At 42.3% G+C, this 23,282-nt stretch carries 26 protein-coding genes; 4 read left to right on the top strand and 22 right to left on the bottom strand.

What is annotated here, in order from left to right:
* Positions 1-17: 17 nt before the first annotated feature.
* The 3 genes from ASC42_RS11325 to ASC42_RS11315 all read right to left on the bottom strand — a co-directional run bounded on the left by ASC42_RS11325 (position 18) and on the right by ASC42_RS11315 (position 3,611).
* Positions 18-911 carry a cation diffusion facilitator family transporter gene (locus ASC42_RS11325; RefSeq protein WP_055441846.1) on the bottom strand — a complete coding sequence of 298 codons (894 nt, stop codon included), beginning with the start codon at positions 909-911 and terminating at the stop codon, positions 18-20.
* 85 nt (positions 912-996) lie between these two features.
* Positions 997-3,243, bottom strand: a complete 2,247-nt coding sequence (secDF, locus tag ASC42_RS11320; RefSeq protein ID WP_055441845.1) for a protein translocase subunit SecDF — start codon at positions 3,241-3,243, stop codon at positions 997-999.
* 95 nt (positions 3,244-3,338) lie between these two features.
* Positions 3,339-3,611, bottom strand: coding sequence for a post-transcriptional regulator (locus ASC42_RS11315; protein ID WP_055441844.1), 273 nt, complete (start codon positions 3,609-3,611; stop codon positions 3,339-3,341).
* Between the two features lie 91 nt (positions 3,612-3,702).
* On the opposite strand from ASC42_RS11315, the gene spoVB reads away from it, so the two are divergent.
* Positions 3,703-5,226: a stage V sporulation protein B gene (gene spoVB, locus ASC42_RS11310; protein WP_055441843.1), complete on the top strand. Its 1,524-nt coding sequence runs from the start codon at positions 3,703-3,705 to the stop codon at positions 5,224-5,226.
* On the opposite strand, the gene ASC42_RS11305 is transcribed toward spoVB, so the two are convergent.
* Entirely contained in the window at positions 5,227-5,880 is a 654-nt protein-coding gene (locus ASC42_RS11305) for a DUF421 domain-containing protein (protein WP_425339079.1), read from the bottom strand.
* Between the two features lie 84 nt (positions 5,881-5,964).
* Between ASC42_RS11305 and ASC42_RS11300 the strand changes: the two genes are divergently transcribed.
* On the top strand, positions 5,965-6,339 hold the full coding sequence (locus tag ASC42_RS11300; protein WP_055441841.1) for a TIGR04086 family membrane protein: 375 nt from the start codon (positions 5,965-5,967) through the stop codon (positions 6,337-6,339).
* Between the two features lie 25 nt (positions 6,340-6,364).
* Here ASC42_RS11300 and yajC read toward each other — a convergent pair whose 3' ends face one another.
* The 14 genes from yajC to nadB all read right to left on the bottom strand — a co-directional run bounded on the left by yajC (position 6,365) and on the right by nadB (position 18,256).
* On the bottom strand, positions 6,365-6,628 hold the full coding sequence (yajC, locus tag ASC42_RS11295) for a preprotein translocase subunit YajC (RefSeq protein WP_006320470.1): 264 nt from the start codon (positions 6,626-6,628) through the stop codon (positions 6,365-6,367).
* Positions 6,629-6,642: 14 nt separating this feature from the next.
* Entirely contained in the window at positions 6,643-7,782 is a 1,140-nt protein-coding gene (gene tgt / locus ASC42_RS11290; RefSeq protein WP_055441840.1) for a tRNA guanosine(34) transglycosylase Tgt, read from the bottom strand.
* Positions 7,783-7,802: 20 nt separating this feature from the next.
* Positions 7,803-8,834 (bottom strand): tRNA preQ1(34) S-adenosylmethionine ribosyltransferase-isomerase QueA, encoded by a 1,032-nt coding sequence (gene queA, locus ASC42_RS11285; protein WP_055441839.1) that lies wholly within the window; start codon positions 8,832-8,834, stop codon positions 7,803-7,805.
* Positions 8,835-8,858: 24 nt separating this feature from the next.
* Positions 8,859-9,065 carry a DUF2905 domain-containing protein gene (locus ASC42_RS11280; RefSeq protein ID WP_032100191.1) on the bottom strand — a complete coding sequence of 69 codons (207 nt, stop codon included), beginning with the start codon at positions 9,063-9,065 and terminating at the stop codon, positions 8,859-8,861.
* Positions 9,062-10,060 (bottom strand): Holliday junction branch migration DNA helicase RuvB, encoded by a 999-nt coding sequence (gene ruvB / locus ASC42_RS11275; RefSeq protein WP_055441838.1) that lies wholly within the window; start codon positions 10,058-10,060, stop codon positions 9,062-9,064. The genes ASC42_RS11280 and ruvB overlap by 4 nt, the downstream gene beginning before the upstream one ends.
* Positions 10,061-10,072: 12 nt before the next feature.
* Entirely contained in the window at positions 10,073-10,666 is a 594-nt protein-coding gene (gene ruvA / locus ASC42_RS11270) for a Holliday junction branch migration protein RuvA (protein WP_055441837.1), read from the bottom strand.
* A gap of 112 nt (positions 10,667-10,778) precedes the next feature.
* On the bottom strand, positions 10,779-11,249 hold the full coding sequence (locus tag ASC42_RS11265; RefSeq protein ID WP_080730272.1) for a BofC C-terminal domain-containing protein: 471 nt from the start codon (positions 11,247-11,249) through the stop codon (positions 10,779-10,781).
* 50 nt (positions 11,250-11,299) lie between these two features.
* Positions 11,300-12,037, bottom strand: coding sequence for a YebC/PmpR family DNA-binding transcriptional regulator (locus ASC42_RS11260; RefSeq protein WP_055441836.1), 738 nt, complete (start codon positions 12,035-12,037; stop codon positions 11,300-11,302).
* Between the two features lie 85 nt (positions 12,038-12,122).
* Complete coding sequence (locus tag ASC42_RS11255; RefSeq protein WP_055441835.1) at positions 12,123-12,818, bottom strand: YhcN/YlaJ family sporulation lipoprotein; 696 nt, start codon at positions 12,816-12,818, stop codon at positions 12,123-12,125.
* Between the two features lie 78 nt (positions 12,819-12,896).
* On the bottom strand, positions 12,897-13,637 hold the full coding sequence (gene nadE, locus ASC42_RS11250) for an NAD(+) synthase (protein WP_055441834.1): 741 nt from the start codon (positions 13,635-13,637) through the stop codon (positions 12,897-12,899).
* A 75-nt stretch (positions 13,638-13,712) separates the two neighbouring features.
* Complete coding sequence (locus ASC42_RS11245; RefSeq protein WP_055441833.1) at positions 13,713-14,645, bottom strand: LysM peptidoglycan-binding domain-containing protein; 933 nt, start codon at positions 14,643-14,645, stop codon at positions 13,713-13,715.
* A gap of 135 nt (positions 14,646-14,780) precedes the next feature.
* Positions 14,781-15,884, bottom strand: a complete 1,104-nt coding sequence (gene nadA, locus ASC42_RS11240) for a quinolinate synthase NadA (protein WP_055441832.1) — start codon at positions 15,882-15,884, stop codon at positions 14,781-14,783.
* 12 nt (positions 15,885-15,896) lie between these two features.
* Positions 15,897-16,727, bottom strand: coding sequence for a carboxylating nicotinate-nucleotide diphosphorylase (gene nadC / locus ASC42_RS11235; protein ID WP_055441831.1), 831 nt, complete (start codon positions 16,725-16,727; stop codon positions 15,897-15,899).
* Positions 16,724-18,256 (bottom strand): L-aspartate oxidase, encoded by a 1,533-nt coding sequence (gene nadB / locus ASC42_RS11230; RefSeq protein WP_055441830.1) that lies wholly within the window; start codon positions 18,254-18,256, stop codon positions 16,724-16,726. Before nadB ends, nadC begins: the two co-directional genes overlap by 4 nt.
* 92 nt (positions 18,257-18,348) lie before the next feature.
* On the opposite strand from nadB, the gene ASC42_RS11225 reads away from it, so the two are divergent.
* Both ASC42_RS11225 and ASC42_RS11220 read left to right on the top strand, forming a co-directional pair.
* Positions 18,349-19,485: an IscS subfamily cysteine desulfurase gene (locus ASC42_RS11225; protein ID WP_055441851.1), complete on the top strand. Its 1,137-nt coding sequence runs from the start codon at positions 18,349-18,351 to the stop codon at positions 19,483-19,485.
* Positions 19,482-20,015, top strand: coding sequence for a transcription repressor NadR (locus ASC42_RS11220; RefSeq protein ID WP_055441829.1), 534 nt, complete (start codon positions 19,482-19,484; stop codon positions 20,013-20,015). Before ASC42_RS11225 ends, ASC42_RS11220 begins: the two co-directional genes overlap by 4 nt.
* Positions 20,016-20,026: 11 nt before the next feature.
* On the opposite strand, the gene pheA is transcribed toward ASC42_RS11220, so the two are convergent.
* From pheA to ASC42_RS11200, 4 genes are read right to left on the bottom strand one after another with little or no spacing between them, the layout of a single operon-like run.
* Entirely contained in the window at positions 20,027-20,890 is an 864-nt protein-coding gene (pheA, locus tag ASC42_RS11215; RefSeq protein ID WP_055441828.1) for a prephenate dehydratase, read from the bottom strand.
* A 14-nt stretch (positions 20,891-20,904) separates the two neighbouring features.
* A complete protein-coding gene (locus tag ASC42_RS11210; protein WP_055441827.1) occupies positions 20,905-21,345 on the bottom strand; it encodes an ACT domain-containing protein in 441 nt (146 codons plus the stop codon).
* 22 nt (positions 21,346-21,367) lie between these two features.
* Entirely contained in the window at positions 21,368-22,654 is a 1,287-nt protein-coding gene (gene obgE, locus ASC42_RS11205; protein ID WP_055441826.1) for a GTPase ObgE, read from the bottom strand.
* A 32-nt stretch (positions 22,655-22,686) separates the two neighbouring features.
* Positions 22,687-23,229 carry a Spo0B C-terminal domain-containing protein gene (locus ASC42_RS11200; RefSeq protein WP_425339078.1) on the bottom strand — a complete coding sequence of 181 codons (543 nt, stop codon included), beginning with the start codon at positions 23,227-23,229 and terminating at the stop codon, positions 22,687-22,689.
* Between the last annotated feature and the right edge of the window lie 53 nt (positions 23,230-23,282).

Below are 23,282 nucleotides of genomic sequence, written 5' to 3'. Positions count from 1 at the left end.
ATACGCTGAGGGGCAATTTATTGTTCATCATATGGATTCATATGCACCATCACATTATGCACTTGTGGAAGCGATAAAAGCTTTTCTTTTACCCTCTTCCCAATTTCATGTGCCTCTGAAACGGTTAAATGTGGTGCGACAGCAATTTTTAAATCAACAACGACGTAATGACCGTGTTGGCGTGCAAAAAGGGAATCGATACGTTTAACTTCTGGAAACGAAAGAACAGCTTCGCGCAAATGCACCGTTTCTTCTTCGTGCCACACATGATCAAGTGCATGATGAATCGACTCTGCTCCTAGTTTCCACGCCATTTTTAAAACGAGCAACGAAACGAATAGCCCTGCAACGGGATCAGCATAAACGAGCCATGGTGCTTGTAAGGTTTCACCTAACATCGCAGCAATAATGCCAATGCATGCTGCAATGGAAGAAAAAACATCCGAACGATGCTCATACGCATTCACAATAATGGCATCGCTTTTAATTTTCTTTCCTAAAGCATACTTGTAGCGAAACATAGCCTCTTTCACAACAATGGACAAAACGACAGCATAGACAGCGAGCATTTTCGGCGGTTCAATGGGTTGAAAAAAAGAAGAAAAAGAAGAAGTACCAATTTCTACCCCGACGAGAAAAAGTAAAACTGCCACAATAATCGCAGCGATCGATTCCGCCTTCCCATGTCCATAAGGGTGGTCATCGTCGGGTGGTTGTTTTGCGACACGCAACCCGATCCATACAGCAAGCGATCCTGCTACGTCAGAAGCAGAATGTACCGCATCAGCAATCAACGCCTTACTGTTTGCAATCATCCCAATCCATCCTTTGATTACTGCTAAAACAACGTTGCCGACAACACCAACCATTGCGGCAAATTGAGCTTGTCGAAAGCGCGCTTGTTCATTCACCCCATTCGCTTCCTTTCCCTTTTGTTTTTTTTTTAGTGTATCCTATTCACGCTATGAAAAAACGTCGCGGCATGCGCCACGACGTTTATACTTCCGGTTCAGCTTCTAATTGATCGCGTTTTTGTTTTCCTTTTTTCAATTGCTTTGCTTTCCAAATGAGCCATAATTGCGCGGCAATAAATAGTGAAGAATATGTGCCGGAAATTAAACCAGCAAGCAATGCAAATGAGAAATTACGAATGGCTTCACTGCCGAATAATAAAAGCGCAATGACTGTGAAGACGACCGTTAATACCGTATTGATCGAGCGACCGAACGTTTGTTGTAATGCTTTGTTGACGATGTCTTTTAAATCGTCGACCGTTTTTACTTTCCGCTTTTTCATTAAATAACGAATGCGATCAAACGTCACGATCGTATCGTTAATTGAATAACCAACGATCGTTAACACAGCCGCAATAAACGTTAAATCGACTTCTAAACGGGTTAAACTGAAGAAAGCGATGATGAAAAATGCATCATGCAATAGCGCAACAATAGCTGCAATTGCCATATACATTTCAAAGCGAACTGTTACATAAATGATGATGCCGATAGAAGCAATGAGTACGGAAATAAACGCATTACGCGCTAATTCTTTTCCGACTGTCGGCGATACGGTGCTTACGTTCGGCTCTATTCCATATTTTTCTTTAAAATGTGATTTTAATTGTGAAATTTCTTTTTGGTCAAGTACCCCAAGAAAACGTACAATGGCCATTTCATTGTTATTGCCAGACAAGACGACATCTTTCGGTTCAAGCTGTAATTGTTTTAACTCTTGCTTCACTTCTTCTGTTGTCAGTGGTTTTTCGCTCATTAAATCAACGCGCGTACCGCTAGAGAAATCAATCCCTAGATTTAATTTTGCAGTTAGCAATAATACAAGCCCGATGGCGAACATTGCTCCTGAAACGATAAAAAATAGCCTACTTCGTTTCACAAAATCGAGACGTGCAAACTTTGTCGGCACATCCGTATCATCTGTCACTTTCGCAATATCTAATACATCTTTTGGATTAACGCCAAAATAATGTGGTTTTTTATCAAACACGCGACTTTTCACAAGCAAACCGAGCAATACACGCGTTCCATATACTGCTGTAATAAAGCTCGCTAAAATACTAATAATGAGCATTGTCGCAAACCCTTTAACAGAGCTCGTCCCATACGCAAACAAAACCACACCAGCAATAATCGTTGTAATGTTTGCATCTAAAATGGTACCGAAAGAACCGCGATTTCCGATGCGATATGCTGACATGAGCGATTTGCCAAGCTTTAACTCATCTTTAATACGCTCGTATGTAATGATGTTAGCATCGACTGCCATGCCAACCCCGAGAATGAGTGCTGCAATTCCCGGTAGCGTCAATACGCCGTTCATCCAATCAAAGACAAGCAAGATGAGATAAATATATACGCTTAATGTAACGACAGCGACAATTCCCGGCAAACGATAAAAAATAAGCATAAACAAAAAGACGAGCGCAATGCCGATGACGCCAGCAAAAATCGTTTTTTGTAACGCTTGTTCACCAAACTGCGCACCGACCGATGTGGAATAAATTTCTTTTAACTCAACAGGGAGCGCGCCTGCGTTTAATAAATCAGCTAATTGTTTTGCTTCTTCAACAGTGAAATTTCCAACGATCGAAACATCTGTCTGATTGAACACTTCGTTGACTTGTGCTGCCGAAATAAACTTCGGATGCTCTTTTCCTACTTCTTTTGCGTACGAGTCAACACCTTCGTCGAAATCAAGCCAAATGACAAGCACGTTGTTTGGTGCCATACTTAGTACTTTTTGCGTGACTTCTTTAAACTTATTGGCATCTTTTAATTTAATTGCAACACTTGGTTTTCCTTTATCATCAAACGTTTGTTTCGCGCCTCCCTCGACAAGGTCGCTCCCATCCATTAATACGTTGTCATGTACGTCGCGAAACGTTAACTTCGCCTCTGTAGATAAAATTTCACGCGCTTTATTTTGATCCTTCACCCCCGCTAATTGAACGCGAATACGATCGTTCCCTTCTACATCAATGCGCGGTTCGCTCACCCCAAGCACGTTAATGCGTTTATTTAATGCGCTTACCGTGCTAAGCAACACATCTTTCGTAATTTTTTCTCCTTCTTTTGTCGGCTTCACTTCGTATAAAATTTCAAAGCCACCTTGCAAGTCTAAACCGAGTTTCATATTTTTTACGATTTTCTCTGCTGTTGTTCCCATCATGCCGCCTAGTAAAACGACAAGAAGGAAAAAAGCAATGATGCGACTACGTTTTACCATAAAAATCCTCCTCTATTCTGGCGTCTGCCAGAATTTTTACCAACAAAACAAATTATGAATGACAGTACACTTTCTGTCAATTTCCAAACGAGCGATTAAAACAATTGTTCTAATTCCGAAAGCCCTTCTTCCGTAAACCAACGATCGTGCTTTTGCTCCTTTTGGACAACATACGCCATATAATCGCTTGCCCGCAACGATAAAACATCATTTACAAGCTCAAACAACCGTTTTTCTTTTTTGTTTTTTTTCCATTTTTTCACCATTAAACAATTCCATACATCTTCAATTGTTGCTTGTTCATAACCGAGCAACTTTAACTCATCTACTTTACTTTGTAGCGCTGGCATTAATTGTTCACGGTCCATATTCATCTCTCCCATTTTGTCATGCTTGGCCAACATGTGCATATATTTCATTGTATAAAAGATGACCGCATTTGAGAAGGTAGGGAGGAACATGTCCAAATTTTTGAAAGGAACGATTATTTTAATTGTTGCGGGATTGTTGACACGCATACTCGGTTTTATTAATCGCATCGTCGTTGCTCGTCTCATTGGTGAAGAAGGCGTCGGTTTATATATGATGGCAGTTCCGACACTTGTATTAGCGATTACGATTACACAGTTCGGCCTCCCTGTCGCTATTTCAAAGCTTGTCGCTGAAGCGGAAGCAGTGGGCGACAGACGAAAAATAAAAAAAATATTAGTTGTATCCCTATCTATTACGATTGTTTTAAGTACGATCTTTTTTCCAGCCCTACTCGCCATCGCTCCCATTCTTTCTAACACATTGTTTACAGATGCGCGCGTTTATTACCCGCTCGTTGCCGTTGCACCGGTCGTCCCAATTGTCGCTGTGTCTTCCGTTTTGCGTGGATATTTTCAAGGAAGACAACAGATGAAACCATATGCGTATTCTCAATTACTTGAACAGGCAGTGCGCATCACGCTTATCGCTGCTTTTACAACCGCTTTTTTGCCATACGGGGTTGAATATGCAGCAGCAGGGGCGATGGTTTCTGCAGTCGTTGGGGAATTTGTATCACTCGGTTATTTATTCATTACGTTTAAACGAAAAAAACCGATTCGCATTCGTTATCGCTTTTTCGCTTACGTAAAAGAAGGAAAGGATACGTTCGTTTCACTCATGCGCATTGCTGTGCCCACGCTTGGAAGCCGAATGATTGGATCCATCGCCTGGTTTTTTGAACCGATTGTTGTTGCACAAAGTTTGGCTCTTGCCGGCATCACTGCCATCCATGCGACAAAACAATACGGCGAGCTTACTGGGTATGCGCTGCCCCTTTTGATGCTTCCATCATTTATTACATATGCGCTCGCCACTTCACTCGTTCCGGCTATTAGTGAAGCTGCTGCCCAAAAACAATATCGTCTAATCGAGTATCGCCTACATCAATCTGTACGGTTATCACTTTTAGCCGGGGGACTGTCTATTGTTGTGTTGTACGTATTGGCAGAAGAAATGATGCAACTCATGTATGGGGCAAATGAAGCGGCGATTTTTGTCAAAGTGATGGCCCCGTTTTTCATCTTTTATTACTTACAAGGTCCGTTGCAAGCTGTATTGCAAGCGCTCGATTTAGCAAAAGAAGCAATGACAAATAGCTTGATCGGTGCTATCGTCAAAACAGCGCTTATTTTTTGGCTCGCCTCCCAACCATCGCTTGGCATTATGGGGGCTGCGCTAGCTATCACGGTTGGTATCATGATTGTTACATTGTTACATGCAGCAACGATCATGAAAGCCATTTCTCCTTCTTTGCACGTAAAACTATACGTCGCACATTTCATCGTCATTATTTCTGTGGCGACGGTTGGGCATTGGATCGTTCCGTTTTTACCATTTTCATTGCTTGTCAAAACCATTGTCGCCATCACGATCATGACGTTCATATATCTCACTCTCGCTCAAGCGTTTCGCCTAATTGAAAAAGATGAGTTTCGCCAATTGTTCCGATAGTCACTCATCTTTTTCGTCAATATAAAACATTCCTTTTTCATATGTACAATACGAAATGTTATCAATCCGCTCATATCCGCGCTTTTTTAGTTGCTTCATTAACCATGCGCTCGTTCGATTGATGAGCGCTAAATGTTCTTCTTGAATGATACCGTCTTTAATAAGCGGCAACGCTAAAGACGGTGTTTTCTTTTTTCCTTTTTCTTTTTCAAATACGGACAGTTTGCCAGACGGCTCTAAAATGGCAAATTCGACATCCGCAATGTTTTTAATATTTTTTTCACGCAATTGAATAAGCAAATCATCAAAGTTGTATCGTTGTTTTCGCATCGCTTTTTCATCAATTTTTCCGTTGTTAATAATGACCGTCGGTGACCCATCAACGAGACGACGAAACATTTCGCTTTTTAAAGAAAAATATGCAAAAGCAATCTGGGCAATCGTTAATACAATCATCGGCACAATCGTGTGAAAAATCGGGTCTCTCGGCTGTTCAATCGCAATGACTGCCATTTCCCCAATCATGATAAAAACAACTAAATCTAAGATGCTCAACTCGCCAATTTCTCTCTTTCCCATGATACGAAAAATAAATAAAATAACGCCATACAACAATAACGTCCGTAAAATAATCGTTACGTACTCCACGACGATTCCCCCTTATTTGTTCTACGTTTTTATTCTAAACAAATGGACGACCGAATATGTTTGTACTAAATGCAGGAAGGAGGGGGACGAATGATTCGCGCTATTTTTCATGGGGTCATAACGATTTTTATAAGCTCTATCTTATGTAGCTTTATATTCGCTCTTTTGTTGAAGTTGACAAGTTATGATGAAACATCATTGCAATGGGTCATGCACGTTCTCGCATTTTTATCGTTATTTTTTGGTGGGTTTATTGCAGGTGGGAAAGGAAAAACGCGCGGTTGGATGCTTGGTGGAGCAACGGGCATCATCTTTACAACAATCATTTTTTTATTTCAATTTCTTGGCATGGACCGAACGTTTTCAATCGAACAGTGGGGATACCACGCAGGGTTTCTCGTCACAGCTATCATCGGCGGGATGATTGGTGTTAACGTAGCGACATCTCGTTCACGAAGCGCATAAAAATAAGACAGGCAACAAACCTGTCTTATTTTTCATTCACGACTTCACGAATGGCTGCGCGGTCGTATGTAAGACGTGAGCCGTCACCCGCGCGAATGACGACCGTATTTTCATCAAGTGAATCGATGATGCCGTGCAATCCGCCAATCGTAATGACTTTGTCTCCTTTTTGCAAGTTCGCCTGCATTTGTTGAACAGCCTTTTGGCGTTTTTGTTGCGGGCGGATTAGCAAAAAGTAAAAAATCGCAAAGAATAAAATAAGTGGTAGTAAGCTCGCTACAGTTTCCATATTTTCACCCCTTTCTAAAAGTTTTTCGCATTCGGCTTATTAAAACCGTATTGTTCAAAAAACTGTTCACGGAAATCGCCAAGGCGATCTTCCCGAATCGCTTGTCGCACTTGCTCCATTAATTTTATCAAAAAGTACACGTTATGGTAAGATGTAAGGCGGATACCAAATGTTTCATCGCATTTAATTAAATGGCGAATATATGCACGCGTATAATTACGGCACGTATAACAATCACAGTTCGGATCAAGCGGTGAAAAATCACGCGCATATTTGGCATTTTTAATGACGACCCGACCTTCACTTGTCATGACCGTTCCGTTGCGACCAATGCGCGTCGGTAACACACAGTCAAACATATCAATACCGCGAATCGCTCCGTCAATAAGTGAATCAGGAGAGCCTACCCCCATTAAATAACGTGGTTTATTTGCTGGCAGTAATGGCGTTGTAAATTCTAATACGCGATTCATCACTTCTTTCGGCTCACCAACGGACAAGCCGCCAACCGCATATCCTAGAAAATCAAGCGACACTAGGTCCTGAGCGCTTTGTTTGCGCAAATCTTCAAACTCTCCGCCTTGTACGATGCCGAATAGTCCTTGCTCATTCGGACGTTGATGTGCTTTTAAGCACCGCTCTGCCCAACGGCTCGTTCGCTCAACTGACCGCTTCATATATTCATGCGTTGCAGGATATGGTGGGCATTCGTCAAATGCCATCATAATATCAGACCCGAGCGCATTTTGAATTTCCATCGCTTTTTCTGGCGATAAAAATAATTTATCACCGTTTAAATGATTTCGGAAATATACGCCTTCTTCTTCAATGCGGCGAAATTCGCTTAAACTAAACACTTGAAACCCACCAGAGTCCGTTAAAATGCCACGATCCCAGTTCATAAATGAGTGGAGACCACCGGCTTCTTTGACGATGTCATGCCCTGGTCGAAGCCATAAATGATACGTATTGCTTAAAATGACGCCTGCTCCCATCTCCTTTAATTCTTCAGGTGAAAGCGTCTTTACGGTCGCAAGTGTACCGACAGGCATAAACATCGGTGTTTCAAACGAGCCGTGCGGTGTATGAAGAATGCCAAGACGCGCGCCCGTTTGTTTACATGTTTTAATGAGTTCGTAACGAATTGGTGTCACATATAGTCCCCTTTCTCAATCTATATAATGAGCATCGCATCACCAAAGCTAAAAAATCGGTAACGCTCTTTTACTGCTTCTTCGTAAGCGCGCAATACATGCTCTCGTCCAGCTAACGCACTAACAAGCATAATGAGCGTCGATTTTGGCAAATGGAAATTTGTAATCATTCCGTCAATGGCACGAAACGTATAGCCCGGATAAATAAAAATGTCCGTCCAGCCGCTTTCAGCAACAAACGTTCCATCGTGACGGGATGCGATCGTCTCCAATGTGCGTGTTGAAGTCGTCCCAACAGCGATAATGCGTCCGCCTTTTGCTTTTACATCGTTCAGCAATTGCGCAGTTCCTTCTGACATTTGATAAAACTCCGCATGCATATCATGTTCTTCAATGTTTTCTACGTTGACCGGACGAAACGTTCCTAATCCGACGTGCAACGTAATAAAAGCAAGATGCACCCCTTTTTTCCGTACATCTTCAAGAAGTTGTTCTGTAAAATGTAACCCTGCTGTCGGAGCCGCAGCTGAGCCTGCTTCACGTGCATAAACCGTTTGATATCTTTCGCGGTCATGAAGCTGTGCTTTAATATACGGAGGGAGCGGCATTTCGCCAAGCGACTCCAGTACTTCAAGAAAAATGCCATCATACGAAAATGAAAGAATGCGCCCACCGTGCTCAAGCTCAGCAACACACTCCGCGCGTAAACGACCGTCACCAAATGAAAGCGTCGTTCCGATTTTCACGCGCTTCGCCGGCTTGACAAGCGTCTCCCATTGATCGCCATCGAGCTGTTTTAATAAGAGCACTTCAATATGTGCCCCTGTTCCTTCTTTTTCTCCATACAGACGAGCTGGCAATACACGCGTATCGTTTAAAACAAGGCAATCGCCTTCTTTCAAATAAGATAAAATGGAACGAAATGTTGGCTCATGCGTTACTTTGCCTGTTCTTTTATCGAGCACCATGAGACGTGACGCTTCTCGATTTGGAAGCGGGGTTTGGGCAATGAGTTCTTCCGGCAAATAAAAATCAAATAAATCGACTTTCATATCCACGTTCCTTTCTTTATTCTATTAGCGAAAACGACCGATAATGTAAAAAATAAGCGATAAAACGACACTTAAAATGATTGATGTCATGATCGGGAAATAAAATGTTGCATTTTCTTTTTTAATGACGATGTCTCCTGGCAAACGCCCAAGTTTAATAAATTGCATCAAAAAACCGACAATGATAAGAACAACACCAATGAGCATAATTGTTTTTGGTAAGTTCGTCATTGCGGCACCTCCAAACCGAAATGGTTGTATGCAAGCGGTGTAACGATTCGTCCACGCGGTGTTCGTTGTAAAAAGCCGATTTGCAACAAATACGGTTCATATACATCTTCAATCGTTTGCGCTTCTTCCCCAATGGTTGCTGCAATCGTTTCTAATCCGACTGGGCCACCTCGGAATTTTTCCATCATGCTTTTTAGTAGTTTATGGTCAAGATGGTCTAATCCTAAACGGTCGACTTGTAATTGCTCGAGTGCTTCCTTTGCTAAGAGAAACGTAATCGTTCCATCACCGCGCACTTGAGCAAAATCACGTACACGTCGCAACAATCGGTTTGCGATACGCGGTGTACCTCGCGAGCGACGTGCAATTTCAAACGCCGCCTCTTCCTCGATTTCTACCGCAAAAATGTGCGCTGTTCGTTTTACAATATGGGCGAGCTCCTCGGAAGTGTAATATTCTAAACGACTTAACACACCAAAACGATCACGAAGCGGAGCAGAGAGTGCGCCAGATCTTGTTGTTGCCCCTACGAGCGTAAACGGTGGTAAATCGAGACGAACCGAACGAGCAGCCGGTCCTTTACCGATGACAATATCTAAACAAAAGTCCTCCATTGCTGGATACAATACTTCCTCCACTGCTCGCGGCAAACGATGTATTTCATCAATAAATAGTACATCACCAGGCTCAAGCGTTGTTAAAATGGCAGCTAGATCCCCAGGGCGCTCAATCGCTGGTCCGGCTGTTGTACGCAATTGTACACCCATTTCATTTGCAATAATAGCGGCAAGCGTCGTTTTTCCAAGCCCCGGCGGCCCATACAACAACACATGATCAAGCGTCTCTCCGCGCATTTTCGCTGCTTCAATAAATACGGTTAAGTTTTCTTTTACTTTTTGTTGTCCTATATATTCCCGTAACTGTTTTGGGCGAAGACTATATTCAAGCGATGCATCATCATAGTCAGCTGCGCTTGAAATGAGACGCTCTTCCATCATGCATCCCCCTTACTTCAGTAGTTTTTGTAAAGCGAGCTTAATATATCCTTCTGTCGATAACCGCTCTTGTTTTAAAATCGGCATGACTTTTTGAATTTCTTTGTCCGAATAACCGAGCGCCTTTAACGCTTCAAGCGCTTCAGAAAGCGAGTCTATCGCTTCAAACGGTTCTGTAAATAAATTTGGGAAAGCATCAGGTACAATGGCTTGCAGTTTTCCTTTTAAATCTAAAATCATTTGCCGTGCTGTTTTCTTCCCGACGCCTGGAAACTTACATAAAAACTTATCATCTTCTGCTTCAATCGCTTCAACCAATTGCTCAAGCTGGCCAGCCGCTAAAATGGCGAGCGCCCCTTTCGGTCCGATGCCTGATACTTGCAATAGTTTAGCAAATAACGTTCGCTCTTGGCGAGTGTGAAATCCGTAAAGCGCAAGCACATCTTCACGCACATAATGATATGTATATACGATGATCTGTTCCTGTTTGCTAATGTGAAATGAAAACGGATTTGGGGTAAAAATTTGATAGCCTATTCCATTATTTTCAACAACGATATATTCCGGACAAACGTAATCGACGTATCCACGAATAAATTCAATCAACGGCTCGTCCTCCTTTTCCCACGCCTTTCATTTTAACATAAGATGAGAAAAGCGGAAAGCGTACAGCAAGACACGATTAAACATATTAAGAAAGCCCGCTTGATGTGCGGGCTTATTTTCCAAACGGCTCATACGCTTCAATGACACGTTTGTAATTTCTTTTCGAACGAACAGAAATGCCTTTTTCTAATTTCTCCCGTTCATGACTTTCAAGTTTTTTTACATCAATTTGAAAAAACGACTGGATCACACGAGAGGATTCACCTGGCTTTCCTTCAAAAATAGAAAGTGTTCCATCTTTAGTAAGACCGAAATATCCTGCTTTCGTTAATGGTGACAAATCGTCAACATATCGTTGAAAAACAATTTGCTCGTCATCCATATTGACCAGATGCCAATCTTTATATTTGTTCCAAATGTCTTTCATCGATGTTACCGTTTCTTCCTTTATTTCCTCACTCACTTCCCCATCCATATATACGGTCTCTAAAATGATTGTCATGTGTACAGAGGATGCACTCTGTGCCAAAAATAAACTAAGCCATAGTGTCAGTACAATATTCATCGTTCTCACCTCATTCATATGTTGACCATTTTCTCCAAAATTAAACGGTCTTGCCATCGCAAGACCGTTTATTCTAACATCGATTCATCTAAGTTATGATAAATTTCTTGTACATCATCATCGTCTTCAAGCATATCAATCAGTTTTAACATTTTCGTTAAATCGTCACCTGTTAACGTCGTATACGTTTGCGGAATCATTGTTATTTCAGCTGTTGCAAATACAAATCCTTGCGCAGCTAACGTATTTTTTACTTGCTCGAACTGTTCTGGGGATGTATAAATTTCAAATGCGTCTTCCGTCGTCTCCATTTCATCTGCGCCAGCTTCAATCGCTTGTAACAACATCTCATCTTCATCTATATCTAAACCTTCACGTGCGATGACTATTAATCCCTTTCGATCAAATAAATACGAAACGCATCCCGTCTCCCCTAAGTTTCCACCATTTTTTGAAAATGCTACACGAACATTGGAAGCCGTCCGATTTTTATTGTCGGTTAAGCAAATCACCATGACCGCTACGCCGCCTGGTCCATACCCTTCATAACGAATTTCCTCATAATGTGTATGCTCTTGATTTCCCGTTGCTTTTTTAATGGCACGTTCAATATTTTCGTTCGGCATGTTAGCTGATTTTGCTTTTTCAATCGCAAGACGCAACGTAGCGTTTGTTGTTGGATCGCCACCGCCCATTTTTGCCGCCACGTAAATTTCCTTCGCCAATTTCATAAATAGTTTTCCACGTTTCGCATCTTGTGCATTTTTGCGACGTTGAATATTTTTCCACTTAGAATGTCCTGCCATTCGGATCCCCTCTCATATGTGAAAAATGTCCATAAAAACTATAACAAAAATGCATAAAAAAGAACAGGGGGAAGCCCCTGTTCTTTTATCCGCGATTCATGAATGGGCGTTCGATCATATCGCCCATATCGTTAAATATGTCGCGAATATCACGCTCTAGTTGATCCATTGGACCACCGTCGCGAATATCGTTGTCAAGCGTACGAATACGGTTGTACATACTTTCATTTGCAACTACGCGAACGGTTTTACCCGCTGTATATGGGGCGATCGCTTGACGAACGAGACGTTCAATACGCGTTGTATTCTTTTCTGTCGTTGATACTGCCACGACGACACGATCCCCTGAAACAACAGCACGTGCATCTTTGACGTTGGCGACGCTTGCGGCACGCTTCGCAATTTTTTCAGCTAACGCCCCGTTATAGTTACGGTAATACGATGGGCGCGTACGTTCATCCATCGTATTTAAATGCCCGTGATAGTTGCGATCAGCGCGACTAAAATTTCGATCCACTTGCGGTGTTCGTGTTGTTCGGTTCATGCCACGATCGAGCATTTCCGTAATCGGTCCATCATTGTCACGCACTTGACGAACGTTTCCGTTTAAACGCTCTGTACCGTAGCGACCATATTGAAACCCAGTCATATCGTTTTCGTTTGAGTAATATCCGATCGGACGTGTGCGATCAGTATAACGTGTATCAAGCGCTTGATTATTACAAGCAACTAACCCGCTAAGTGCGAGGACTGTACCGAGAGCGACGATTCGCTTCCGCAAAGGAAAAACCCCCTTTTCGCTTTTGTAGACAATGCGTCTACACCATTAGCTTGGCGCAAAAAAGGGGTTTTATCGCTGTTAAAATTTTGGTGGAGCAATGGCTAATTGTCTCTTATGATGTGAACGTTCATGAAGCCGTTCAATAATTTCGCGGTCGCGTTCTGGAATTGGCTCACCTTTTAAATATTTGTCAATCATGTCGTATGTTGTACCCATTTCGTTTTCGTCTGTCTGTCCTTCCCAAAGACCTGCGCTAGGCGCTTTCGTAATAATTTCTTCAGGTACACCGAGAATACGAGCCATTTCGCGCACTTCGCCTTTTGTAAAATGAACGAGCGGAACTAAATCAACGCCACCGTCACCGTATTTTGTAAAGTAGCCTGTATGCCACTCCGCTGCATTATCCGTCCCGACGACGAGGTAACCATAATTATTTGCGACCGCATACAACGTCGTCATACGCAGACGTGCACGTGTATTCGCATCACCAAGGCGTGCAGCTTGCTCGTTCCATTGCCCCTTTTCTTTTAGTTGTTTCTCAATTTCACCGAATAATACGCGATGTGTTTCTGTTAAGTCGATGACATGATAATCAATGCCACAACTTTCTACAACTTTTAATGCATCTTCTTGATCTTTTGGATTGCTTTTACATGGCATAATAAGCCCTAATGAGTGATTAGGGAACGCTCGCTTAATTAAATGGGCAACGACCGCAGAATCAATGCCGCCACTAATCCCGACAATCGCTCCATTCATCCCTGCTTCCTGTACGCGTTCACGAAGCCATGCAATTAACCTCTCAATTTTTTGTTCCATGTATGTACATCCCTTTCTTTTTACATCATCATGTTCATTTTATCACACAAAAAGCAAAAAGAAAAAGAGGCGACATTATTGCCCCTCTTCATCCTCACGATAAGGAACAGAAAAATATGGGTTTACTCCGTATGGCTGTACCGGCCACATTTGCTGCCATCCGTACGGACCATATGGCATAGCTGGCTGTGGCATATACATTTGCTGTGGCATCATCGGCACGTTTTCACCATACATTTGTTGTGGATATGATGCTTGTTGCGGTTGTTGTGAATACTCCCCTACACCTGTTGGCATCTGCGGCATCATCGGTTGCGACTGTTGAGAATATTCACCTGTTGGCATTTGTGGCAGATAAGGTGTCGGTTTCGGTTCACCGCATCCGCAATCATCGTTGTTTGCCATGTTTTGTGGATATGTCCACGGCATCATTGGATACATTGGCGGAAACCACGGATAAAAACCGTATCCTGGCATCACTGGCGAAATAGGAATGCACGGCATTGGCATCGGCAAAGGCATTGGAGCAGGCTGCGGCTGCATCGGTTGTTGTGGTTGCTCCTCCATCATTGGCGCTTGTGTTGGTGGAATCGGTGGAATATCTGGAAATGGTGGTATTTGCATATCTTCGTCATGTTCCATCATATTCGGCATAATATTTGGCGGCTTTGGCGGCAAAAGCGGCATCTCTTGTTTCGGTTCTTCTTTTTTCTCCGATGTCTTTGCAATTGGAATTTCTTTTGCTATCGGTTCAACGTTTTGCGGTTGTTGTAATGGTTGCTCTTTTTTGTTTACATGAATATCCACATCAACTGAAACTTTCGGTGTTTCCTTTTTGACTGGTTTCGCTGGTGCGGCTGGTGTTGGTACTTTAATTTTCATCCCCGGCATAATGGAATTTGGATCACTTAAATGAGCGTTCATTTTTTTTAGCTCTTCAAAATCAACTCCGTATTTCTCCGCAATTTTCCAAAGGGTATCTCCTTTTTGAACGATATGAATTTTCACGTGTTTCCCCCTCCTATGTTCAGACGTGACGTGTATGTCATGTTCAGCTTGTCGCTACTAGGCTTCAACATAACTTATGAACAGAAAGCTTTTTTTATGATAAAAATAAAAAAGACCGGCAAAAAAATGCCGATCTTATGCACGGGCTAACATGCGCTCAAGTGCTAACATCGCTCCTTCCGCTACATCTTTTGGCACGGTAATACGGTTTACAACTGTTCCTTCATGAAGCGATTCGAGCGCCCAAAGTAAGTGCGGTAAATCAATGCGATTCATCGTTAAACATGGACACATATACGGGTTTAACGACACGATTTCTTTATCTGGATGTTGCTGAATGATGCGATTTACTAAATTCATTTCTGTTCCGATCGCCCATTTGCTTCCTGCTGGTGCGTTGGCAATCGTTTCGATAATATATTTCGTCGATCCTGCATCATCTGCTTGTTGCACCACTTCCCAGCTACATTCTGGATGAACAATAATTTTCATATCTGGCTTCGTTTTTCGAATATGTTCAATATGTTTTACTGTAAAGTTTTCATGAACGGAACAATGCCCCTTCCATAAAATCACTTTAATTTGTTGGACATCTCCCTCATATTGCAATGTATTTGTTATCGGGTCCCATACAGCCATTTGCTCTAACGGAACACCGAGATCGTATGCTGTATTTCTTCCTAAATGTTGGTCAGGCAAAAAGAAAATACGCTCCTTTTGGGTAAACGCCCATGCGACCATTTTTTTCGCATTTGATGATGTTACTGTTGCACCGCCATGTAAACCGACAAACGCTTTAATTGCAGCTGTAGAGTTGACGTACGTTAACGGTAAAATCGTATCGCCAAACAGTTGTTGTAATATAGGCCATGCTCGTTCCACTTGTTCAATTTCTGCCATATCAGCCATCGAACAGCCTGCACGCATATCTGGCAAAATGACGATTTGTTCATCACTCGTTAAAATATCAGCAGTTTCCGCCATGAAATGGACGCCACAAAATACAATATATTCAGCTTCTTTATTTTTCGCTGCCACTTGCGCCAATTGTAATGAATCGCCTGTCGCATCTGCAAATTGAATGACTTCGTCCTTTTGATAATGGTGACCTGGGATAAATAAACGAGCGCCGAGCTTTTGTTTGACACGAGCCACTCGTTCTTCCATTTCTTCAACCGACAACTGTTTATACGTCTCTGGCATCGCATCTTGTTGTTGCATCAATTGTAATACGTTCATTCTTTATTCCTCCTACTGCACGTTTAAACTAATGTCTAGCGCTTTTGCTGAGTGCGTTAACATGCCTAATGAAATGTAGTCAACCCCTGTATCCCGGTATTGTGCAATATTTTCAAGCGTAATTCCGCCTGAAGCTTCTGTGATGATCGACGATGGAACGAGTTGGACAAATTCACGAATTTCTTCTGGTGTACGGTTATCAAACATAATGATATCCGCTCCTGCTTCAACCGCTTCGATGACTTGCTGTTTCGTTTCCGTTTCTACTTCAATTTTTACCATATGACCAAGTTGGGAACGAACACGTTCTACTGCTTTTTTAATCGACCCGCAAAACGCAATATGATTATCTTTAATCATCACTCCATCATATAAACCGAAACGATGATTATATCCACCACCGCATGTCACCGCATATTTTTCTAACATGCGAAGTCCTGGTGTTGTTTTTCGTGTATCACAAATGCGTGTATGATTGCTGTTAAGTGCTCGAACGGCTTGGTTTGTCAACGTGGCAATACCACTCATGCGCTGAAGTAAGTTTAAAATGACGCGCTCACCTGATAAAAGCGGAATCATTGGACCGGAAACAACGGCAATCGGTTCCCCTTTTTTCACACGTTCTCCATCTCGTTTATACAATTGACATGCGATCGACGAGTGTAATAACTTATACCCGATTTCAATAATCGATACGCCTGCGATCATCCCATCTTCTTTGGCAACAAATATCGCCCTTCCTTCATCCATCGGAGAAAAAATCGTTTCGCTCGTCACATCACGTTCTCCAATATCTTCTAAAAAAAACTGTTTGAGTAGTTCTTTTAACCTTAACTCATTCAACGGAACCCCTCCTTCGTGAAATGCTCTGCTTTCGTGCGTATGATACGTCGTTTTTCCCAATACATTTTTTCAAACGGTTCATCGCTTCGATAGTGAGCACCGCGACTTTCTTTTCTTTGCAAAGCGGAAGTTGTGATAAGCCATCCAACGATTAACATATATATGATCGTACGTTTCTCATCATCCTCCTCAGGTGCCACGGTGACGAGTTCATGAATGGAATATTGTTCAAACCATCGTTTTGCTTGAAACAATTTGTCATAATCGCGAACAATGCCAACATATTGCGTCATTACATGCTGAATTTCGTCTCTTGTTGGTAACACGATACATAAGTGATTTTCTTTTCTTTCACTTTTCTTTAACTTCCGATGTTGCTCTGCTTTTTGCAATAAGTGAAAAGCCAATCTTCTACTAAAGACAAACGCTTCAAGCAACGAATTGCTCGCTAAACGGTTTGCACCATGTACACCTGTACATGCTGCCTCTCCAACCGCATACAATCCCGGTAGCGTCGTTTCCCCATCCATATTTACAACGATCCCTCCCATTAAAAAATGGGCTCCCGGAACAACAGGGATGAGTCCGCTACGCCAATCGACGTGATAGCGCTCACAAAGGGATGTGATCGTCGGAAAACGGGATGGGAAGTGTGGGATCATAGAAATATTTAAAAATACGCGATGACCGTTTTTGATTTCATGGTCAATCGCTCGGGATACGACGTCACGTGGAGCTAAATCTTTTTGTGGATGCACCCCATCCATCACTTGACGACCGTCATCGGTCACTAAAATGGCTCCTTCACCACGCACCGCTTCGGAAATGAGACCGACCGCCTTTCCATTCACATAGAGCATTGTCGGATGAAACTGTACAAACTCCATATCCGTAACAGCTGCACCTGCGCGATACGCCATTGCAATTCCATCACCTGTTGCCGTTTCAGCGTTCGATGTAAACGTGTACAACTGTCCAATTCCACCTGTTGCAATAACCGTTGCATTGGCGGTATACGTTCTATGTTTCGTCTGTACGCCCACACAATGCCCATCAGAAACAAGTAAATCAATGACAGGATCGTTTTCAATAAACGTCACGCGTCCGGAAAGCTTCTCAAATAAGAAGGACACCATATTTTTTCCAGTCGCATCTCCTCCAGCATGTAAAATACGCTTCATGCGATGCGCACCTTCCTGTCCAAAAAGGAGCTGGCCACGTTCGTCCACATCAAATAAAAAACCGATGTTCATAAAATGTTGAATTGCCTCACGTCCTTCTTGAACTAAAATACGTACCGCCTCATCATTATTGTGTTCACATCCTGCGATGATCGTATCTTCATAGTGAGATAGCCAATGATCATTCGGATGAATGGCAGCTGCCACTCCTCCTTGAGCAAGCCAAGAATTACTTGTTTCTTTATTTGACTTCGTGAAAATAATCACATTTTTATACTCACATAAATGGTAGGCAACCATTAACGCTGCAAGGCCGCTACCAACAATAATCACATCCGCTTCACGCATGGATGTTCCTCCATTTCATACTGTCTTGACACCTATATTGACATATATTTAAACTGATGACAAGACTTTTGTTTTGGAAGTTGGTGAACGTGATGATTTATTTAGATTATGCTGCAACGACGCCAATGAGTGAAGAAGCATTAGCCGTCTATGTAGAAAGTGCAAAAAAATATTTCGGAAACGCAAGCAGTCTTCATGACATCGGAACAGCGGCAAATGAGCTGCTTACCGTTTGCCGAAAACAAATCGCTCAACTCGTTGGTGGTGAAGAAAAAGGAGTATATTTCACAAGTGGAGGAACAGAAGCAAACGTTCTCGCCATTCGTTCGCTTGCTTATGCCCATCGTCATAAAGGAAAGCATATTATTACATCAAGCGTCGAACACGCTTCCGTTCATGCTGTATGCGCTCAGCTTGAACAAGAAGGATTTACCGTTACGTACGTGCCCGTTGATCGTTTCGGGCAAGTAAATATTGAAGCGCTTGAACGGGCATTGACAGAGGAAACGATTCTTGTGTCTATTCAACATGCGAATTCCGAAATCGGTACGATTCAGCCGTTAAAACGAGTTGGGGAGTTATTAAAGAAAAAACAAATTGTCTTTCATAGCGATTGTGTACAAACTTTTGGTAAAATACCGATAGATGTGAAACAGTTCCACCTTGATAGCATATCTATCTCTAGCCATAAAATTTATGGTCCAAAAGGGGTGGGTGCTGTTTACATGAACCCACGCGTGCGTTGGCACATGTGGCTACCAAACACAACACATGAAGGCGGATTTCGACCGGGAACTGTCAACGTGCCGGGCATCGCTTCATTTACAACCGCTGCGCATGAAGCCGAAAATAAGCGAAAAACAGTTCAACAACACATGAGTGAATTGCGTCGGTACTTTGTTGAACAAATCGCCCAAAAACAACTGCCGATAACAGTTTTTGAGCATCCAACTGACCAATTGCCACAAATCGTTGGCTGTCTCGTCCACGGCTTTGAAGGGCAATATGTCATGTTGCACTGCAATCGTCATGGGATTGCGATTTCTACTGGCAGCGCATGTCAAGTCGGAAAGCAAGCACCTTCAAAAACGATGATCGCCATCGGCAAGGAGGAAGATGAAGCGAAGCAGTTCATTCGTCTATCGTTTGGTGTACGTACAACAAAAAATGATGTAGAAACGGTTGTTTCTGTACTTGAACAGCTTCAAAAAGAAAGGATGTCAACATGAGAAAAGAAAAAAAATTACTAGGGGAAGAACGACGGGCACTCATTTTGCAATGGCTGAAGGAGAATCATCGCCCGATGACAGGCACAGAATTGGCGAATAAAACAAACGTAAGTCGTCAAGTCATTGTTCAAGATATTTCCTTATTAAAAGCAAGAAACGAACCGATTATTGCAACAAGTCAAGGGTACTTATATTTATCATCTTCTTCTACTCATATGCACACGCGCGTGATCGCTTGTTGTCACACACCCGAACAGACGAAAGAAGAACTGTATATGATTGTCGACCATGGCGTCACTGTTAAGGACGTCAAAATTGAACATCCGGTATATGGTGACTTGACAGCATCCATTATGGTCAGCAATCGGTTAGAAGTGGATGAGTTTATTCGAAAAATTAACGAGACGAAATCCGCCTATTTATCTCAACTGACGGACGGCGTGCATTTGCACACACTTGAAGCCGATTGCGTAGAAAAGTTAGATGAAGCATGCGCTGCTTTAAAACAAGCAGGATTTTTGATCGAATAAAAAACATCCCTTTACACGAGGGATGTTTTTTTCACCGTATAATACGGATAACTACCTAATAGTTGCACCGTACAGCCAAGTGCTTCTAGTTCTGCAATCGCTCCAGGGATTAAAACGTCATCCATTTTTTGATCGATATCAATGATAAAAAAGTAATTTCCAAGTCCTGTTTTTGCTGGTCGTGATTCAATTTTTGTTAAGTTGAGCTTTCGCCACGCAAACGCCGATAACACTTGATGAAGCGCTCCTGCTTGATCTTTCGGCAACATAACCATCAACGTTGTCTTAAAACCGTCTTCTTGATCTTTTACAGGCAATAAACAACGTTCACGATGCAAAACAATAAAACGCGTATGGTTGTAGTCATAATCATGAATGTTTTCTTTCGCAATCGCTAAACCGTATTGTTTTGCAGCAAGACGATTGCCAATCGCTGCGATTTTTTCGTTGGGATGTTCGCTCACATATTTAGCTGCTGCACTTGTTGAAGTGACGTATTCATACGTTGCCTCTTTTAAATGACGATGTAAAAACTTATGGCATTGAGCAATCGCATGTGAATGTGAATAAATACGTTCAACATGCATCCAATGCTCCGATCGAGATGGATGAACAAGCAAATGTTGCTCAATTGGTGCGATAATTTCCCCCACAATTGGCAAATTGCATTCATGAATTAAATAATCAATCGTCAAGTTGACAGAACCTTCAAGCGCATTTTCTAACGGAACGACGGCCAGCTCTACTTCGCCGTCACGCACAGCGTCCATGCATTGCGGAATCGTATGATATGGAACGTTCAGAATATGAGGGAAAACAGCTTCAACAGCCGCATGCGTGAACGTCCCTTTTGGTCCTAAATATCCGATTTTCACCTTTCTTCTCCTCTCTACGCCCCTGACCCAAGAATCTCTACTTTTTCAACAAAAGGCAGCTGTTTTAGTTGCGAAATTAGCTCATCAATCGTCATCGTCATCTCGCTTGTACTCATCGATAGCGTGACGTTTGCACGCCCTTGAAGCGGAATCGTTTGATGAATCGTAAGCACGTTACAGTTGGCCGCTGCAACAACGCTTAATAGCTTTGAAAGGGTGCCTGAACGGTCTTCTAAATGGAAAAAAAGCGTAATAATTTGTTCACGAACCATCGTATGAAATGGAAAAACGGCGTCGCGGTATTTATAAAAAACGCTTCGGCTCACATCAACAAGTTGCACAGCGTCAGCGACGGAATCGACTTTTTTTCGCTCAATTAATTCTTTTGCAGCCAATACTTTTTTCATCGCCTCAGGCAATACATCTTCACGCACTAGGTAAAACTTTTTATCCACCGCACAAGCGCCCCCTTTCGCATTAATCAACAAATTCAAATTCGTAATTCAATAGTTTCACAATATCCCCATCTTTTGCTCCGCGAGCGCGCAGCGCATCATCCACCCCAAGTGAGCGCAACTGACGCGCAAAACGACGCACGGACTCTTCTCGTGAAAAATCGGTCATTTTGAACAGCTTTTCAATCTTTTCCCCTGATAAAATAAACGTTCCATCATCATCGCGCGTAATATGAAACGGGGCTTCTTCTTTTTCGAGCTTGTAAACAACGCGATGAATTGCTTCTTCCTCTTGTGGATAAAGAGGAAATTCTGGCGTCGTCTCAAGCAAATCAGCAATGGCAAATAACAGTTCACGAATCCCTTGACGAGTGACTGCTGAAATTGGGAAAATCGGCACATCTTCGTTTAATTTTTGTTTAAATTGTTGCAAATGTTCCTCCGCATGTGGCATATCCATTTTATTCGCCACAATAATTTGTGGTCGCTCTGTTAGGCGTAAATTATATTGTTTTAATTCTTCGTTAATCACTACATAATCTTCGTACGGATCTCGTCCTTCAATGGCAGCCATATCAATGACATGCACAATGACACGTGTTCGCTCAATATGACGTAAAAATTGATGTCCGAGTCCAACTCCTTGATGAGCACCTTCAATAAGACCTGGTAAATCAGCCATAACGAAACTACGGCCATCTTCTGTTTCAACGACACCTAAATTTGGAACGATCGTCGTAAAATGATAGTCTGCAATTTTCGGTTTCGCTGCTGAAACGACGGACAATAGCGTCGATTTACCGACGCTTGGGAAACCGACAAGTCCAACATCAGCAAGCAGTTTTAATTCTAACGTCACGTATCGTTCTTGTCCCGGCTCCCCGTTTTCAGCAATTTCTGGCGCCGGATTCGATGCGGTCGCAAATCGAGTATTTCCTCGTCCTCCGCGACCACCTTTTGCTACGACAAATCGTTGTCCATGTTCTGTTAAATCAGCAATCACTTCTTTCATCTCATCGTCAATAACAACCGTTCCTGGTGGCACTTTGACAATTAAATCTTCGGCGTTTTTTCCATGTTGATTTTTCGACATGCCATGTTCACCACGTGGCGCCTTAAAATGGCGTTGATAGCGAAAATCCATTAACGTTCGCAATCCTTCATCAACAACAAATACGACGTCGCCACCTTTTCCACCGTCTCCCCCCGCTGGACCGCCTTTTGGAACGTATTTTTCGCGCCGAAACGCGACCATTCCGTTTCCACCGTCGCCACCTTTCACGTATATTTTCACTTGATCAACAAACATCGTTTTCCTCCTCCGATCTTTTCACCTTTTATTTAAAAAGATGAAATAGTTACACATATCATTAATTCATGTTGTTGAATGACGCAATCACAAAGTGTAAGTGCATCATATTGCTTATGGTCTTGAATCCATGTTTTTACCGTCTCTAGTTTTTGAAGCATGCCACGATAATCAACAAATAATCGTACATTTTTCTCTGTTAAATCGATCGTAATCGTTACATAGTTTTCAACATGTGGAGAAGAACATTCCTCAAGCATATGTAAAAATGTTTGACACCATGTAACGAGCATATGATCATATGCATGTAATGAACGTGGCTCTCCTAACACGTCATACTCGAGTTGAATATGACGTGCTTGCCAATGGTACGTCATAAGCAATTCAGCGAACTGCTCTATTTGTAAATTCGTTAGCTTCGCTTCATTTTCTGCCTCAATGATAATTTGTTGAATGATCTCATTCACCCGATCAATCCGTTGCAAAGATAAATTTCCTTTAATTAACTGAATTTTATTGAGCCAATCGTGCCTGGAATGACGCAATGCCTCCACAATCGTCCACCGCTTCTCCATCATTCATTCTCCCATAAACATTTTGACTATAATTATAACATACGCTAACAAAA

Source organism: Anoxybacillus suryakundensis (genome assembly GCF_001418025.1).
GTDB classification, from domain to species: Bacteria; Bacillota; Bacilli; order Bacillales; family Anoxybacillaceae; genus Anoxybacillus; species Anoxybacillus tengchongensis.
The sequence above is the reverse complement of the archived record's forward strand: the minus strand, read 5'-3'. Positions and strand labels throughout refer to the sequence as shown.